A 16,184-nucleotide genomic window follows, 5' to 3' on the forward strand; every position below is an offset into this window, starting at 1 on the left:
ACCATATGCTGAAAGTTTGTATCTACAATCAGTATAATCGTCTGACGCGTTAAAGGGTTGCGTCAGTCAGATCAGAAAGATCGTGACTGAAGAGAGGCAAGGTGTTCTGCTTCGCACCCCCGATTGGCTTTTGCCTGCTGTTTTAATCTGTTCCATGCCAGATCGAGATCTTTGTAGTCTATGTGAGGCGCCTTTTCTGGTCGTTTCTGTAGTTCAGTCTTCAGTCTGCGCAGGCGGATGACCTGTTTATGGATGAAAAGGCTGGTTCGGGCGTCACCTGCTAGAACGACATGGGAAAAGACGTTCCTTTGCAGTCCGGAAACATGCTGCACAACACACACGTGACGGTAATTCTGACGAAAAGGATTCTGGAACAGATAATATTTCCGGCTTCCAAATTTTCTGAAACTCTGTTTCCATGTGTCGGGATTGGCTGTGCCTGAAACAAATCCACCGTAAGTCTTGGTTTCGATAACGACAATTCCCCAATGCATTTTTACCAGATGATCTATCTGTGTGAGGGTGCCCCGTTCATCTCTGAGGTAAACGTTGGAGAGATAGGGGCGTCCGAGTGTTTGCAGGATGCGGTTGACCCGTCTTTCGCCTTCCAGACCTTTGGCAATGGCCTGTTCATTTTCGAAAGCGTCTGAAACGGACTGGACGGACGCTTCCTGTGGAGGTTCGTCATCGCTGAGATCGGAGAGAAGGTCTCCGTCTGGTTCAGTTGGTGGTGGAGAAGAGTAGGACGTCGGGGGCTTATAGGAGGTAAAAGACTTGTTATGAGTCGGGGGTTTTGCTGACAGCTTCGTCAGCATCCTGTAAGCGATGAAACCCGCAAGGATGATGAGACCAGTTTCTACAATCTGGTGAAAATATTGGAATATTATATAAACTGCGATCAGTAATGCTATGAAAGCCGGCATATATCACCAGAAAGATTATAATTCTTTCCGTGAGTATTCTGTTTTTGTTTGCGCGGCAACCAAGTCTGGCGTGGAGTCAGAATGACTTTGGGTAAAATCAGCTTGATGTAAAGCATTCCTCATTCAAACATTGGGAGAATTATAAAGAAGATTTTCTAAAAATCCTCAGAAGGCATCCCTTTTTGAAAAAAGGGATGCCCAGGAACCCCTGTTGTTTACCGTCCATAATCCTCGTGAACCGTATCCAGATCCGCAAAGCGCGTGTACTGGCCTTCAAAGTAAAGCTGCACGGTGCCTGTCGGGCCATGACGCTGCTTCTCAAGAATCAGTTCCGCCTTATTGTGGACCAGTTCCATCTTGCGGCCCCAGTCTTCAAGAGCTGCCTGATATTTGTCCGACGAGTCATAGGCCGTTTCTTTTGGTTCTCGCTGCTGGAGATAATATTCGTCACGATAGACGAACATCACGGCGTCGGCGTCCTGCTCAATCGAACCTGATTCACGCAGATCGGAGAGCATCGGGCGCTTGTCCTCGCGGCTTTCCACCTGACGGGACAGCTGGGAGAGCGCGATGACCGGCACTTCCAGTTCCTTGGCGATGGCTTTCAGGCCCTGCGTGATCATCGAGATTTCGAGCACGCGATTGTCGGGGCGCGTTCCGACGGCGGGCCGCATGAGCTGGAGGTAATCGACCACGACGAGGCTCAGTCCCTTGGTCCGTTTCAGGCGGCGGCAGCGCGTACGCATGGCCGATAGCGAGATGGCGGGGGTGTCGTCGATCACCAGCGGAAGCTGGGTCAGTTCGCGGCTGACTCGCACGAACCGGTCGAATTCCTTCTGCCCGATATCGCCACGACGGATGCGCTCACCGGAGACCTCAGCCTGCTCGGAGAGAATACGGGTGGCTAGCTGTTCGGATGACATTTCGAGCGAGAAGATCGCGACAGCGCCTTCCGGTTGCACGCCTTCGCCCTTTTCCCGTGCGGCGTTCAGCAGGGCGCGGGCGGCGGAGAAGGCGATCTTGGTGGCGAGCGCGGTCTTGCCCATGGCGGGACGGCCGGCGAGGATCAGCAGATCGGACGGATGCAGCCCGCCGGTCTTCTTGTCGAAGTCGCGCAGGCCGGAGGTGAGGCCCGACACATCGCCTTCGTTGCGGAAAGCTTTTTCGGCGGTTTCGATGGCAGAGGCGAGCGCCCGGTCAAAACCCGTGAAGCCGCCATCCTGCCCCTTGTCGGTGGCCAGTCTGAAAAGCTGTTCTTCACCGGCGGCGATCTGGTCCTGTCCACCGAGATCGGTGCTCCCGAAGGCGCTGTTGACGATGGTTTCGCCGATGTCGATCAGCTGACGACGAATCCAGGCGTCCTGAATCGCCCGTCCATAATCGCCAGCGTTGATGATGCCGACCGTCGCCGTCAGCAGTCGGGCGAGGTAAGGAAGTCCGCCAACCTCATCGAGGATGCCCGAATTTTCCAGTGTGGCGCGCAGCGTGACCGGATCGGCCAGCATCCCGGCTTCGATACGCTTGGCGATGGCGTCATAGATCGCGCCGTTCACCCGGTTGGCGAAATGCGCGCCGGTCAGAAAGTCTGAGACCCGGTCGTAGGCCTTGTTGTTGGTCAGCAGCGCGCCAAGGAGCGCCTGTTCGGCGTCCACATTGGAGGGCGGCTGACGCAGCGAAACACCAAGGAGTGCGCCGTCAGCGGGAGGAGCGGAGGAATCGGGGGCATCAATCATGTTCACCCCGCCTGTTTATCATCCGGGGACGGAAGCGCACAGTCTTGAACCGGGAATGCTGATCCGACATCAGATGAAATCGTGTCGCTTGAGCCAGTTTGTTTCAGAAGCTGTTTCACAGTAATCCGCGGAGGAGAAACACAGGTTTCTGGTGATTTGCCCGGGATCGAGCCCGCAGCCCGAAAGGGCCGCAGGCCCCCGGTGGCGGCAACGACCGCCACGCAATAGGCATCACGCCGCCGGGAAAATCTTGCCCGGGTTCATGATCCCTTCCGGGTCCACCGCGCCCTTGATGCGGCGCATCATGTCCAGTTCGGCACCGCCGCGCCAGGCTGGCATCATGTAGGTTTTGAGCTGCCCGACGCCGTGCTCGGCGGAGAAGGAACCGCCGAGCTCCTTCACGATGTTGGCGACGGTGTCCATCATCTCGTGATCGCGGGCGAGGAACGCCTTGCCATCCGCACCTTCCGGCTGGACGAGATTGAAGTGGATGTTGCCGTCGCCGATATGGCCGAACGGGGCGACGCGGATGCCGGGGATCAGCGTCTCGCAGGCTGCTGTGGCGCGGTCGATGAAGGTCGGGATGGCGGAGAGCGGCACGGAGACGTCGTTCTTCACGGAGGCGCCGGCGCGCTTCTGCGCCTCGGCATGCTCCTCGCGCAGTTTCCAGAAGGCCAGACGCTGTGTCTCGCTTTCCGCCAGAACGGCGTCGCTGACCAGTCCGTCCTCGAAGGCCTTGCCCAGCACTTCTTCCATCAGGTCGCGCAGCGCGCCGCCCTCACGCGGGCTGGCCAGTTCCACCAGCACGTAGGCGGGGGCTGGTTCGGACAGCGGCAGCGAGGCGTCGGGGATCAGCGTGTTGACGAGGTTCATGCTCAGACCGGACATGAACTCGAACGCCTGAATGGCGCTGGGCTCGGTGTTGCGGAAGGCCGAGAACAGGGCCAGCGCGCCCTTGGCGTCCGCGACGGCGCAGAGGGCGGCCTCGACGGATTTCGGCTTCGGCTGAAGCTGGAGGATGGCGGTAGTGATGAGGCCGAGCGTGCCTTCCGAGCCGATGAAAAGCTGGCGCAGTGCGTAGCCGGTGTTGTCCTTGCGCAGGCGTCGCATGACATCAAGCACCTGACCGTCCGGCAGCACGGCTTCGAGGCCCAGCACCAGTTCGCGGGCGTTGCCGTAGCGCACCGTGTTGTTGCCGCCCGCGTTGGTGGCCAGCACGCCGCCGATTTCGGCCGAGCCTTCCGAGGAAATGGACAGTGGCAGCATCAGTCCGGCTGCGGTCGCGGCATCCTGCGCAGCTTTCAGCGTCACGCCCGCTTCCACAACCATCGTGTTGTCGATCGGGTCGATCTCCCGCACCCTGTTCATGCGACTGGTGACGATGACCAGTGCGTGACCTGTCCCATCCGGGGTCGCGCCGCCGACCATGCTGGTGTTGCCGCCCTGCGGCACGACGGGGACGTTATGCTCCGCGCACAGCCGGACGGCTTCGGCACAGGCTTCGGTGCTGGCGGGGCGGGCGACGGCGCAGGCCTTGCCGTGGAACAGGGAGCGCCAGTCCGTCAGGAACGGGGCCATGTCGCTGGCGTCCGTCAGCAGGCCGCCGGGGCCGAGGGCCTTTTCCAGTGCGGCGAGCAGGGCGGGAGGAAGACTGGTCATGTGGGTTCGTCCGGATATGGGCCTGAAGGGTGTTACGCAGTTCTGAAGGAACCAGAACTGAAATGAATGCTGTTTCCTATTCTTTTTCGAAAAAAGAACCAAAAACCTTTATCAGATCAGAAGGTGACATAATCGGACTGCAAACTGCCTTCCTGATAAACAAAAGTCTTTGCGCATCCTTTTCTTCCAGAAAAAGATGAAACCGCCCTCGTCAACGGGGATGCGGACAAGATAACGCGTGTCATGCCCTCTAGTGAAGATAGACGGCATTGGGGACATGATGCGGGGCGGGTTTCAGCGAGTGAAACAGTTCGCCGCCCGCGACCCCGGCAATACAGCCGACCAGCAGCACCATGCCGATCAGTCCGAACCGGGTATGCGTGGCTGATTGCGCGGCCACCAGCAGGCTCTGGGTTTCAGCTCTGGCCTGCTGGGTCAGAAACAGTTCGGCCTTCAGCGACGCGTTGGACGCCCGCACGTTGCGGAGCTCCATGTCGAGCCGGTTCAGATTCTCTGAAAGCTCCCGCACACGCTGCCGTTCCAGCTGAACGTCCCCAGCCGCTGCGGAACGGGAAGCACGAGGGCGTGGGGACGCCGTGCTGGCCCGTTTCGGAGGATTGGGCGCAATGGCTGTAAAAAGGTTCTTGAGCGCACCGCCGGTGATCTTGTTGCGCTGCGCCCGCGCACGCAGGGCGGAAAGAGCGGCTTCAGACTGGCCGGTCTGTTCTTCCAGTACAAGAGCAAGAATATCGGAGAGGACTTTCAGCTCTTTCGGATCAAACGAGTCGCTCATGCGACGTGATGCTCCTGTGTCGAGGGGGCGTCCTGACAGGCATCGGCAGCCGGACGCGGTGCGGCTGCCCGACCGAGACGATCACGAATGGCGAGGCCGAGACCCGTTTCAGGGATCGGTTGCACGACGATCCTTTTGCATCCGGCCTGCGTTCCCTGCTGGTCGAGATAACGCAGACCCGCGAAAAGCCGCGAGGCCGCTTCATCCAGACGTCGGGTTTCACTGAGATTCCACGTCACGCGTGCGCCGTTCAGCGGGGGGCCAAACGCCAGAAGCGCGTCAGCGGGCTGCACTGACTGCACGTCCAGAACCACGGGCAGGCCGGGCGCATAGTGCGAGGTCAGCATGCCGGGAGCGACGGGGGCGTTCGCTTTCTGCGCTTCATGATGGCGGTCCACCGGGCCGATGACGGCTTCGATATCTTCGACAGTAACGCCGCCCGGACGGAGCAGGCGCGGTGTGTCATCGGACAGGTCCAGAATGGTGCTTTCCACGCCGACGGCGCACGGGCCGGTATCAAGAACGGCGTCAATGCGACCAGCCAGTCCATCCATCACATGCCCGGCGTCAGAAGGGCTCACCGCGCCGGAAGGATTGGCGGAGGGGGCAGCGACCGGTCGTCCCACAGCGCGCAGGAGCGCGAGCGCGGTGTTCTGCGCCGGAACACGCACAGCCGCTGTGGGCAGACCGGCAGCGGCGAGGTCGCAGATGTCACCGTCGTCACGACGTTTCAGCACAAGAGTCAGCGGGCCGGGCCAGAAATGCTCTGCCAGCTTACGGGCCAGCGGCGTTGCGACGACATGTCTGAAGGCGTCATCAGCACCTGGAAAATGGCTGATGAGCGGATTGAACCGGGGGCGGTTCTTGGCCTCGAAGATACGGGCCACGGCGAGAGGGTTCGTCGCATCCGCGCCAAGACCGTAGACCGTCTCCGTTCCGAACGCGACAAGACGACCGTCGCGCAGAAGCTCTGCGGCGCGGATCAGGCCCTCGGGCTGCTCTGCGTCATCGGATACAAGGCGGTCGGTCATACGGCTCCTCAGATGAGGCTGTCGACTTATCATGGAATGGCGACAGACAGCCAGTTTGGATTTCAGGCGTCTGTCACCCCGGCGCACGCTCTTTTCCCATCCTGCTGGGACCATGGTTGTCATCCAATCGGGCCATCCTGCGACAGGAAAGCTGGCGGTGGAGCGTGACGGCTCCGTCGTTTCAGTCGTCAAGGTCGCCCGTGCAGACAAAGAACGGGTTTTTCCAGCCAGGCTTGCTGTAGCGAAGTGGACCGCTACCATCGAGCAGCATGACCTTTCCGCCTGCGGCTTCCACAATCGCCTGAGGCGCTGCCGTATCCCATTCCATTGTCGGGCCGAGACGCGGGTAGAAATCAGCCACGCCCTCGGCTACGCGGACAAACTTCACGGCCGAGCCGATATTGCCCAGCGAGGCGATGGGGCGTTCGCCCAGAAACTTCGCCAGCGCCGGATCATCGCCATGATGGCGGGAGGCGAGGACCGCCAGCCCGTCCTTCGGCGCTTGGCGGACATGGATCGCATGTTCGCCGTCAGCATCGTAGCGCGTCGCGCCCAGCCCTTCGCCGCCCGTGTAGAACTGCCCGTAAGCGGGGAGAGCCATGGCGCCCAGCACCGCCCGGTCATCCCGCACCAGACCGATATTCACCGTGAAGTCGTCACGTCCGGCAGCGAATTCCCGCGTGCCGTCCAGTGGATCGACCAGCCAGTATTCCGTGCCGCCTTTCACGCGGATGCCCGCCGCCATTTCTTCTTCCGCAATCACCGGAATATGGGGTGCTGCGGCGCGGAGTCCTGTCAGAATATGCTTCTCCGCCGCCTGATCGGCTTCCGTCACCGGAGAGCGGTCCGACTTCGTGGTGGTCACGAAGCCCTTGGCCCGGATGGCGTTGATGATGTCGCTGGCCTCACGGGCGAGACGGAGAGCGAGGGCGAGGAGCGCGGCGTCAGAGACCGGAGAGTTGGAAAGCGTCATAGCTCTTTCTTACTCCTCAGAAGTGAAGGCGCAATTGATTATCTGGTGACCACCGGTCTCAATCTGTCCTTCGTGGTGTGAGCAGGAAACGGTCCGGCGGCCCAGCCGTTTCAGACGCGGCGTCCGTTGTCTGTTGTCTCTGTTTAATGACGTCGGCTCAGTGGCGGGCGGCGAGAAAACTGGTTCGGTCCCTGTCCATGTGGGATGGTGCGTATATCGGCTTTTCAGGATTTCGCTCCGAACCTCACAAGATGACGCAGCCCTCTTGACCCTGATTTCTTAAATGGGTTGGAGGAAGACCGCTTTCTGAACCTCTTCACAAAAAGAACAGGGCAGGGCGATTGTCTGTAAAATCGTTCCGACAGCCTGCTATACGGACGCCCCGGTTCCTTTCAGGAAGTCATATGACCGCCTCTTCTTCCCCCAGTCGCGGGATGACTCTCGCCATGGCGGCCGCCACCGGTCTCGCCGTCGCCAGTATCTATTACAATCAGCCGATGCTGGGCGTCATGGAACGGGCGATGCCGAGCAGTCTTACGGCGCTCGTTCCCATGGCCACGCAGCTTGGTTATGCGCTGGGGCTGTTCGCGCTGGTGCCGTTGGGAGATCTGCTGGAACGCCGGCAACTGATTGTCTGGCAGTTCGTGCTGCTGGCTGCCGCGCTGGCACTGACAGCCATTGCCCCCGGGGCCGGGATCGTGCTGCTTGGCTCGCTGCTGATCGGAGCCGCCGCGACCGTCGCGCAGCAGATCGTGCCGTTTGCGGCGCATCTTGCGCCACCGGAACGGCGCGGTGCGGTCGTGGGCGTGGTCATGTCCGGGCTGCTGTGCGGCATCCTGCTCAGCCGGACGCTGGCCGGATTCGTGGCGGATCACGCGGGGTGGCGTGAGATGTTCTGGCTGGGCGTGCCGTTGAGTCTGGGGGCTGGCGCGGTCATGCGTCTGCTGCTGCCCTACAGCCGCCCCGACACGCAGCACAGCTACGCCAGCCTCATGGCGTCTCTGGCGCATCTCTGGCGGGAGTTTCCGGCCCTGCGACTGGCGGCCTTCACGCAGGCGCTGCTGTTCGGAACATTCTCGGTCTTCTGGTCCATTCTGGCGCTTCACCTGCAGGAGCCGCGTTTCAATCTGAGCGCAGAATCCGCAGGACTGTTCGGGATCGTCGGGGCTGTGGGGATTCTGGCGGCCCCTCTCGCCGGGCGGTTTGCCGATCGGCACGGTCCACATCGGGCCATTCTGGCGGGGACCATCCTCACGCTTCTGTCGTGGGTGCTTTTTGGCGCGTGGCTGTCTCTGGCCGGGCTGGTTGTCGGCTGTATCCTGCTGGACTTCGCGGTGCAGAGCGCGCTCGTCTCGCATCAGCACATTGTCTACGCCTTACGGCCTGAAGCGCGTTCCCGTCTCAATACGCTTTTCATGGGTGTGATGTTTCTCGGCGGCGCAACCGGCGCGGCGGGCGCTTCGGCGGCGTGGGTCATCGGCGGGTGGAGTGCGGTTGCGCTGTTTGGCGGGTTGATGGCGGCAGGAGCGCTGACGTTGCAGGTCATTTCCGCACGAAGCTGATTGTGCAACGGTCCCCCGTGCGGCATGAGAGGCGCTCAGGTTTGCACTGTCTCGACGTGCGGGCTCGACGTGCGGGTTCGCGGAAACACCACGCGGACCATGATCTGAGAGACTGTTTCTGGTTCGGACGGAAGCGGTCTGAACGGATCAGGTTCTAAAACTATTTTCGGCTACAGCGGATTTTTTCATGTCAGAACATACTCCCATCGGTCTGGATCAGCAGGCTTCCCCCGTTCGGGCTCTGACCCACTCCGGGAATTTCCACACGGATGAGACGCTGGGGTATGTGATTCTGCATTACGCGCTTGAGCCGGAGGGAAATCTGCGCGACCGCGTGCTGAATGGTGGCGAGGGCGGACGCCTCACCTTCGTGCGCTCGCGTAACCCGGAAGACATTCAGGCTGCGGATATCGTGTTTGATGTCGGTGGTGAGTATGCGCCCCCCAAGGGCCGCTACGATCACCACATGCGGGTCAAGCCGCTGCGTGAGGATGGTACGCCCTACAGCGCCGCAGGGCTGCTGTGGAAGGATTACGGCAAGGCCGCGATCAGCAACATTCTCGGCACGGTCCTGAAGAAGCCGGTCAGTGAAGCCGAAGTGGCGTCGATCTGGCAGACTCTCGACAAGTCGCTGATCCTTCCCGTCGATCTGGATGACAACGGCGTGGCCAAGATGGGCAAGCTCTCGCTGGCGGACATCGTCTCGGCCTGCAACCCGCCGTGGGATACGACCGAGCTTTATGGAGCAGACGTCGCAAAGACGAAGGAAACCACCGGTTTCGCCAATGCCGCCGGTGCTGTCGCGGCGCATCTGGTCAATTCCATGGACCGCGTGCGCGCCAGCCTCAAAGCGGCCAGTCGGGTGATGGAGGCGTATGCGAAAGCCGAGGACAAGCGCATCCTGCTGATGGACACAGGCATGCCGACCGAAAAGATGATCTTCGAGAACGATCTGCCGGTGGTCTACGTGGTGTCGCCGACCAATAACGGTCAGTGGAACGTCAAGGCGATTCCGCCGACACGCGGAGATTTCGGTCAGCGCGTCTCCCTGCCGGAGGCATGGGGCGGTCTGGAAAAATCGGAACTGGCGAAAGTGTCGGGTGTGCCTGACGCCGTGTTCGCGCATCCGGCCCGGTTCATCTGCGGAGCCGGTAGCCGTGAAGGCGCACTGAAAATGGCGCAGCTGGCGTTGCAGATCGACGAGGCACTCAAGGCTGGCAAGCCTGCCTGAGTTTCTGCTCAATAAATCCGCAGGAGATGGGGGGAGGCGACGCCAGCCGTTGCCAACCACCGTCCCCCTCGCTACCTCTAACAGCGGATAGCTCCGGGTGGGGCAGCGGAACCGGTCCGTCGTCGCGCCTGTCAGACAAGGAAAAGGCGTCAACGTGACAGAGATCAGCTTCTCCGACCTCGCTCTCCCTACAGGTGGCGCTCTGGCGCTGCCGGAATTTGCCGATGCGGCCCGGTCCGACTTTTTCGCCACTGTGGACAAGGCGACCGGCGGGGCGCTGACCCGTGCGGCGGAAGCGGCGTCTTTCACATTCAAGCGCGGCGCGACCTGCGTGGTGCTGGCTCCGGGTGCGAAGCTGGAGCGCGTCGTGCTGGTGGGGCTTGGCGACAAGGACAGCCTGACCGAAACCACTGCCGAGCAGGCGGGCGGCACGGCGGCGCAGGCAGTGGCCATGCACGCACAGGGCGCAATCTCCACTGCGGCGCTTGATCCGAAGCTGGCGGTGCATGTGGCGCTCGGCGCGTCGCTCGGCCTGTATCGCTTCGATCGCTACCGCACGACGGAGAAAAAGGACGACAAGCCGAAGCTGGCTTCCCTCGCCATTCTGACCAGGGATGTGGCCGGTGCGAAAGCGGCATGGGCTGGCTGGGAAGCTGTGGCGAAGGGTGTAACCCTGACGCGCGATCTGGTCAGCGAGCCCGCCAATGTCCTGACACCGGTTGAATTCGCCAAACGCACCGAGGAACTGAAGAAACTCGGCGTCGAAGTCGAAGTCTTCGACGTTCCCGCGCTTGAGAAGCTGAAGTTCGGCTCCATGCTTGGTGTCGCGCAGGGCAGTGACAATCCGCCCCGCATGGTGGTGATGCGCTGGAACGGCGCTGGTGATGACTCCGCACCGCTGGCCTTTGTCGGCAAGGGCGTGACGTTCGATTCCGGCGGCATTTCCATCAAGCCTGCCGCTGGCATGGAAGATATGAAGTGGGACATGGCCGGTGCGGGCGTTGTCACCGGTCTGATGGCCGCGCTGGCGGGGCGCAAGGCGAAGGTGAATGCGGTCGGTCTGATCGGTGTCGTCGAGAACATGGTCTCCGGTAACGCGCAGCGTCCCGGCGACGTGGTGCGCAGCGCGTCCGGCCAGACCATCGAAGTGCTGAACACCGATGCCGAAGGCCGTCTCGTTCTGGCCGATGTGCTCTGGTATGCGCGTGAGACGTTCTCGCCGCGCTACATGGTCGATCTGGCCACGCTGACGGGTGCGATCATCGTTGGTCTGGGTCACGAATATGCGGGCCTGTTCTCGAACGATGACACGCTTTCCGGGAAGCTGACGGACGCCGGCGTCGCCACCGAAGAAAAGCTGTGGCGGATGCCGATGGGCGAGGAATACGACAAACAGCTCAAGTCCGACATTGCCGACATGAAAAACATCGGGGGCGGTCGTGCGGGTGGCTCCATCACGGCGGCGCAGTTCCTCAAGCGCTTCGTGGGTGAGACGCCGTGGGCGCATCTCGACATCGCTGGCGTGGCCTGGGCGACGAAGGCGAAGAACGGTTCTCCGAAAGGCGCTTCCGGTTTCGGCGTGCGTCTGCTTGACCGGTTCGTGCGTCAGTTCGAAGGCTGACGGACCCGGTGGCCGAAGTCGGCTTCTACCATCTGACACGCACCGGGGCGTTTGAAGCGTTGCCGGTGCTGCTTGGCCGGACGCTGGATGCGGGCAGGAGGGCGGTCGTCAGATGCGGTGACCCGGAGGCGGTTGCCGCTCTTGATGAGGCGTTGTGGAAAGTGCCCGAGCCGGTCTGGCTCCCTCACGCGGCGACGGGCGGGAAATATCCTGAACGTCAGCCCGTGTGGATTACAGCGGGTGACGATGTCCCTAACGGGGCAAATTTTCTGTTTCTTACCGGCGTGAACGAGGTTCTTTCTCTGGAGCCGTTCGAGCGCGTGTTCGATCTGTTCGACGGACAGGATGAGGCGGCTGTCGCGGCGGCGCGTGTGCGCTGGGTGGCGTTACGTGACGCCGGGCACACGCTGGCTTACTGGAAACAGGAAGCTAAAGGCTGGACAAGGGCGCGCTGAGAGTTTTGTTGCGCCAAAGCATTGTTCTGCAAACCATCCTCGAAATACAGAAAAAGTTATTGGTAAAGATTTTTCCGAAAAATCATTAGAAAACATGGATTTTTCGAAAAAATACAACATCCGGAAACTTTTCTTTTTAGTAAGGTTTGTAAAAACCAGCCAGCAGCTCTGCAACAGAGTTTTTCGTCTGCAATGGATCATTTGTTGTTTTGCTGCGTTGTATCTTTCCAGAGAATATAAAAACGGATTGCGAGCGGCAGGCTGCGACACGGGCGCAAATCCCGCATGATGAATGTCGCAGGCTGTTTCTCCGAAAGGAACATGTCATGACACGCAAGGTCAGATTCAAGAGTGGCATTGAGGTCCCGGCGCTGGGCATGGGAACATGGAACATGGGAGACGATGTCTCTCTGCGGAGCGATGAAATCGCCAGTCTTCAGGCCGGTCTGGATGCCGGTCTGCGCGTGATTGATACGGCTGAAATGTATGGTAACGGCCGCTCTGAAAGCGTCGTCGGAGAAGCGATAGAGAAGCGGCGGGACGACGTCTTTCTTGTCAGCAAGGTGCTGCCTTCGAACGCGTCCGCCAAAGGCGTGCTTCGGAGTTGCACTGACTCTCTCAAGCGGCTCCGCACCGATTACGTGGATCTCTATCTTCTGCACTGGCGGGGAAGCGTTCCTCTTGAGGAAACATTTGAAGCCTTCGAGAAATTACGTGACCGCGGGATGATCAGAAGCTGGGGTGTCTCGAACTTCGATACGGACGATATGGAAAAGGTGGAGCTGACCGACCATGGTGAAAACTGTGTCGCCAATCAGGTTCTTTACAGCCTGAGCCATCGTGGAATCGAATTCGATCTTCTGGAAGAAGACCGTACCCGTCAGGCGGTGACGATGGCTTACTCACCGCTCGGTCAGGGGGGCGGGATGCTGAAGGACAATGTGCTGGCGAAAATTGCCCGAAAGCACACAACCAGTCAGGGACCGGCGACACCCGCACAGATCGCGCTGGCATGGGTCCTGCGTCAGCCATCCCTTATCGCCATCCCCAAGGCAGGGTCGAAAAAGCATCTTCTTGAGAATATCGCCGCTCAGGAAATCAGATTGAACGATGATGACCTTGCTGCGCTGGACAAGGCGTTTCCCCCTCCCGGAAAGAAGGTTCCTCTGGAAGTTATATGAAACGGGCAGGGGAAAAGCAGAAAGACTCTGATCCCACCCTGTAACGCAGGGCAGTTTCCGGCCTGAAGAATGTTCTTCAGGCCGGAAAGGCTCTCTGTCAGTCGTTTCGTGAATATGGCAGCGTTTTTACATGGCGAGTGGTTTTGGTTTCTCACGCGCCTGCTTTGCGTTGCGATAGACAATGCCGGGAACGACGGAGGCAAGACCTGTCACCACGGCGTCCGGTGAAAGACCCGTTTCCTTGGCGAATCTGCTTATGACATCCTGCGGAATCAGCGTTTTGATATCCGCTTTTCTGGCGGGTGTCTTGCTGATGGCGTCGCGCCATCCCTGAAGAAGGTCATCAAGGCCCGCTTCGTGAGCGCGTCTGCGAACTTCGGGAATGCCGGGAGCGCCTTCCTTGCCCATATATTCGCTCACTGCCGAGGCAAGCCCGGAGTTGTCGCTGTGGGCGCGTGTCAGAAAATCAACGGCGTCATTCAGACCGCCGGGCAGATTGTCGTCCATTCTCTTGGTCATGACAGTCTCCTTTGACCGTAATCGGCAAGCGGACGTCACTGTTTCTGTCGGATGGAATTTATTGTGTAAAGTACTGACAGGATGCAGAGCCGCTTGTCTGTCTGAACACTGAACGAATGGAGGCGTCTGGAGTTCAGTCGCCATCCTCATATGACAAAAATTTCAGCTTGCAGAATAAACTGCCAGAAACATGGTGACGGTTGCGTCCGCTATGCGGTCAATGTCGGCATCCGTTGTGGAAACTGGCAGTTCAAAGCGGCGACGTGTGACGATGCGGGTCTGGCACAGAGTGTAGAACTGCTCCGCAGCGAACATCGGATCGGGAACATTGAGTTCGTTTTTTTCGGTCCGCTCCGTCAGCCATCTGGCCAGCGTGTCGATGCAGATGGCGGGCGCATGTTCCCAGAACGTCTGGGCTAGATGAGGAAAATGCCGGGCTTCTGAAATAATGACGCGATAAAGCGCGAGGGCGGTTGGCGCGATGATGAGCGCGATGGTCGAGCGGGCCAGAGCGTGCAGCGTCTCCCGTGGGGGGAGATGGGCGTTGACCGGGTGGAAGGCGGCAGGGAGATCTCTCTCCGCTTTCTGTTTGACAACGGCGGTGAAGAGTTCGGCCTTGTTGTCGAAGTAGTTGTAAAGCGTGCCTTTCGAGACGCCCGCATGGCGGGCGATGACGGACATGCTGGCGCCTTCATAGCCGTATTCCGCGAAAATTTCGTGGGCTCCCTTCAGGATCTGCTCCCGTTTGGCGGATGAAGCATCCCCGGACTGTCTTGGTGAGCACGTGTCCTGGTCTTTCATGATCTTCTCTAATGCCATGGGGTATGCAGGCGTGATTGACGCCTTAGGGAAAGCCGATAGGGTGCATGCTGACCGATCGGTTCGGTCAGCGTCAAGGTAGCGCCGCTGGCGACAGGGGCGAAACGGGATCGTCAGACGAGGGTGGCTGCCAGAGGGAGGCCGCCCGAGGGAAGTGGAGAATGTCCATCACGGTATTGCGATGGGCTGCGGGGGTAAGAGTATCTATGTGGTTGCGCACGGCGAAATCGAAGCAGGTTCTGACCGGTCTTGTTCTTCTGTTGTCAGGCTGCGCGGTCGGGCCGAACTATAAGAAGCCCCAGACATGGACCCCGCCAGCGTGGAAGATTGCGCAGGCGGGGAGCAAGGGCAGCGTGACGATTCCGGATGCGCCGGATGTGAACTGGTGGAATGTTTTCCAGGACCCCGAGCTGACATCCCTCGAAAAACGGCTTGCGACAGATAACCTCGATGTGCAGCGCGGCACGGCCCAGCTGGCCGAAAGCAGAGCCCAGCTTGTTCTGGCTGGAGCCGAGCGGTTCCCGGCCCTGAGCGCTTCCGGTTCCTATGCGCGGGCGCAGTACAGCTCCCAGAATCTCCGTAGAATCGTGTCCCATATCGCTCAGAGCACTGGCGGCGGGATAGGGGATCTTCTGGATCAGAACGCCAGCAACGCGACCATTCCTTTGCTTGATCGCTGGCGCGATGGCGTGGATGCGACATGGGAAGTCGATCTCTGGGGACGTGTGCGCCGCCAGTATGAGGCGGCTCAGGCCTATCTTGATGAAAGCACTGAGCAGCGTCGTTCGTTGCTGATCGCGCGTGAGGCCGATCTGGCGCGTGATTACATGACGTTGCGCGGGACGCAGAAGCAGCTCGCGATTCTGCAGCACAATCGGGACGATGCGCAGCGTGTGCTGGAACTGAGCACGTCACGCTACCAGCATGGTCTTGTCAGCGAGCTTGATCAGGAAGAGGCGCGATCGGAGCTGGAGGCCATTCAGGCCCAGATTCCCCAGCTGGAGCAGGAAGCCAAGCTGGAGATCAACGCGGTCAGTCTGTTGATGGGAACGCCGCCGGGGAGTCTGGATGCGGAACTTTCCACGCCGACGGAGTTCCAGCCGGTTCCGCCTCGTGTGCCGGTGGGGCTGCCGTCCGAACTGGCGGAGCGCCGCCCGGACATTCGCGCGGCCAGTGACGAGCTTCATGCTGCGACAGCGGAAGTGGGGCAGGCGATCGCGGATTTCTATCCACGGGTCACGATCGACGCGAGCTTCGGCATGCAGTCGTTCTCTTTCCGGGATCTGGGCTTGTGGAATGCGCGAGCATGGAATGTGGGACCGACCATTACGATTCCAATTTTTCAGGGTGGGCGTCTCGCGGGACAGCTTGAGCTGAAGAAGGCCAGCCAGAAGGCGGCGGCTATCCAGTATCGCAAGACGGTGCTGTCGGCGTGGAAAGACGTGGACGATGCCCTGACCGCTTTCACGAAGGACGGGCAACGGACGGATCAGCTGGCGGCGAAGAAGGCGGCGGACCAGCGCGCCTATGAACTGACCCTGGAGCGTTACCGTCACGGGATGGACAGCTTTCTGCGTGTATTAGATTCGGAGCGTCGTTTTTTTGGGAGTTCCCAGGCTTTGGCTGGCGGGATTGAGCAGGAATCGGTTGATGTTGTTCGTCTGTATGGGGCTCTTGGTGGTGG

General features: G+C 60.2%; 14 protein-coding genes. 6 read left to right on the forward strand and 8 right to left on the reverse strand.

Annotated features, from left to right (window positions below; all coding sequences use genetic code 11):
- Window positions 1-71: 71 nt before the first annotated feature.
- The 6 genes from GVI59_RS11640 to cysQ all read right to left on the reverse strand — a co-directional run bounded on the left by GVI59_RS11640 (window position 72) and on the right by cysQ (window position 7,112).
- Entirely contained in the window at window positions 72-815 is a 744-nt protein-coding gene (locus tag GVI59_RS11640; protein ID WP_173574382.1) for a nuclease-related domain-containing protein, read from the reverse strand.
- A gap of 323 nt (window positions 816-1,138) precedes the next feature.
- Entirely contained in the window at window positions 1,139-2,656 is a 1,518-nt protein-coding gene (locus tag GVI59_RS11645) for a replicative DNA helicase (RefSeq protein WP_173574383.1), read from the reverse strand.
- 231 nt (window positions 2,657-2,887) lie between these two features.
- The gene (locus tag GVI59_RS11650) at window positions 2,888-4,315 is read right to left on the reverse strand and encodes an FAD-binding oxidoreductase (RefSeq protein WP_173574405.1); all 1,428 of its coding nucleotides are present in this window, start codon (window positions 4,313-4,315) and stop codon (window positions 2,888-2,890) included.
- 250 nt (window positions 4,316-4,565) lie between these two features.
- A complete protein-coding gene (locus GVI59_RS11655; protein ID WP_173574384.1) occupies window positions 4,566-5,108 on the reverse strand; it encodes a hypothetical protein in 543 nt (180 codons plus the stop codon).
- Window positions 5,105-6,139 (reverse strand): L-threonylcarbamoyladenylate synthase, encoded by a 1,035-nt coding sequence (locus tag GVI59_RS11660; protein ID WP_173574385.1) that lies wholly within the window; start codon window positions 6,137-6,139, stop codon window positions 5,105-5,107. Before GVI59_RS11660 ends, GVI59_RS11655 begins: the two co-directional genes overlap by 4 nt.
- 181 nt (window positions 6,140-6,320) lie before the next feature.
- Window positions 6,321-7,112, reverse strand: coding sequence for a 3'(2'),5'-bisphosphate nucleotidase CysQ (gene cysQ, locus GVI59_RS11665; RefSeq protein WP_173574386.1), 792 nt, complete (start codon window positions 7,110-7,112; stop codon window positions 6,321-6,323).
- Window positions 7,113-7,516: 404 nt separating this feature from the next.
- Here cysQ and GVI59_RS11670 point away from each other — a divergent pair, with 404 nt between their 5' ends.
- From GVI59_RS11670 to GVI59_RS11690, 5 genes are all read left to right on the forward strand, one after another.
- A complete protein-coding gene (locus tag GVI59_RS11670; RefSeq protein WP_173574387.1) occupies window positions 7,517-8,674 on the forward strand; it encodes an MFS transporter in 1,158 nt (385 codons plus the stop codon).
- A 187-nt stretch (window positions 8,675-8,861) separates the two neighbouring features.
- Window positions 8,862-9,905 (forward strand): MYG1 family protein, encoded by a 1,044-nt coding sequence (locus GVI59_RS11675; RefSeq protein ID WP_173574388.1) that lies wholly within the window; start codon window positions 8,862-8,864, stop codon window positions 9,903-9,905.
- A gap of 154 nt (window positions 9,906-10,059) precedes the next feature.
- Window positions 10,060-11,526 (forward strand): leucyl aminopeptidase, encoded by a 1,467-nt coding sequence (locus GVI59_RS11680; protein ID WP_173574389.1) that lies wholly within the window; start codon window positions 10,060-10,062, stop codon window positions 11,524-11,526.
- 8 nt (window positions 11,527-11,534) lie between these two features.
- Window positions 11,535-11,981 (forward strand): DNA polymerase III subunit chi, encoded by a 447-nt coding sequence (locus tag GVI59_RS11685; protein WP_173574390.1) that lies wholly within the window; start codon window positions 11,535-11,537, stop codon window positions 11,979-11,981.
- Between the two features lie 326 nt (window positions 11,982-12,307).
- Complete coding sequence (locus GVI59_RS11690; protein ID WP_173574391.1) at window positions 12,308-13,162, forward strand: aldo/keto reductase; 855 nt, start codon at window positions 12,308-12,310, stop codon at window positions 13,160-13,162.
- Between the two features lie 126 nt (window positions 13,163-13,288).
- Here the strand turns inward: GVI59_RS11690 and GVI59_RS11695 are convergent, their stop codons facing one another.
- Together GVI59_RS11695 and GVI59_RS11700 are read right to left on the reverse strand one after the other, a co-directional pair.
- The gene (locus GVI59_RS11695; RefSeq protein ID WP_173574392.1) at window positions 13,289-13,681 is read right to left on the reverse strand and encodes a YidB family protein; all 393 of its coding nucleotides are present in this window, start codon (window positions 13,679-13,681) and stop codon (window positions 13,289-13,291) included.
- 162 nt (window positions 13,682-13,843) lie between these two features.
- The gene (locus GVI59_RS11700; protein WP_173574393.1) at window positions 13,844-14,482 is read right to left on the reverse strand and encodes a TetR/AcrR family transcriptional regulator; all 639 of its coding nucleotides are present in this window, start codon (window positions 14,480-14,482) and stop codon (window positions 13,844-13,846) included.
- Window positions 14,483-14,661: 179 nt separating this feature from the next.
- Between GVI59_RS11700 and GVI59_RS11705 the strand changes: the two genes are divergently transcribed.
- Window positions 14,662-16,184 (forward strand): efflux transporter outer membrane subunit (locus GVI59_RS11705; RefSeq protein WP_242013067.1); only part of this gene is annotated, 1,523 nt, incomplete at its 3' end.

Origin of the sequence: Acetobacter sicerae, assembly GCF_011516765.1 — a bacterium.
GTDB lineage: Bacteria > Pseudomonadota > Alphaproteobacteria > Acetobacterales > Acetobacteraceae > Acetobacter > Acetobacter sicerae.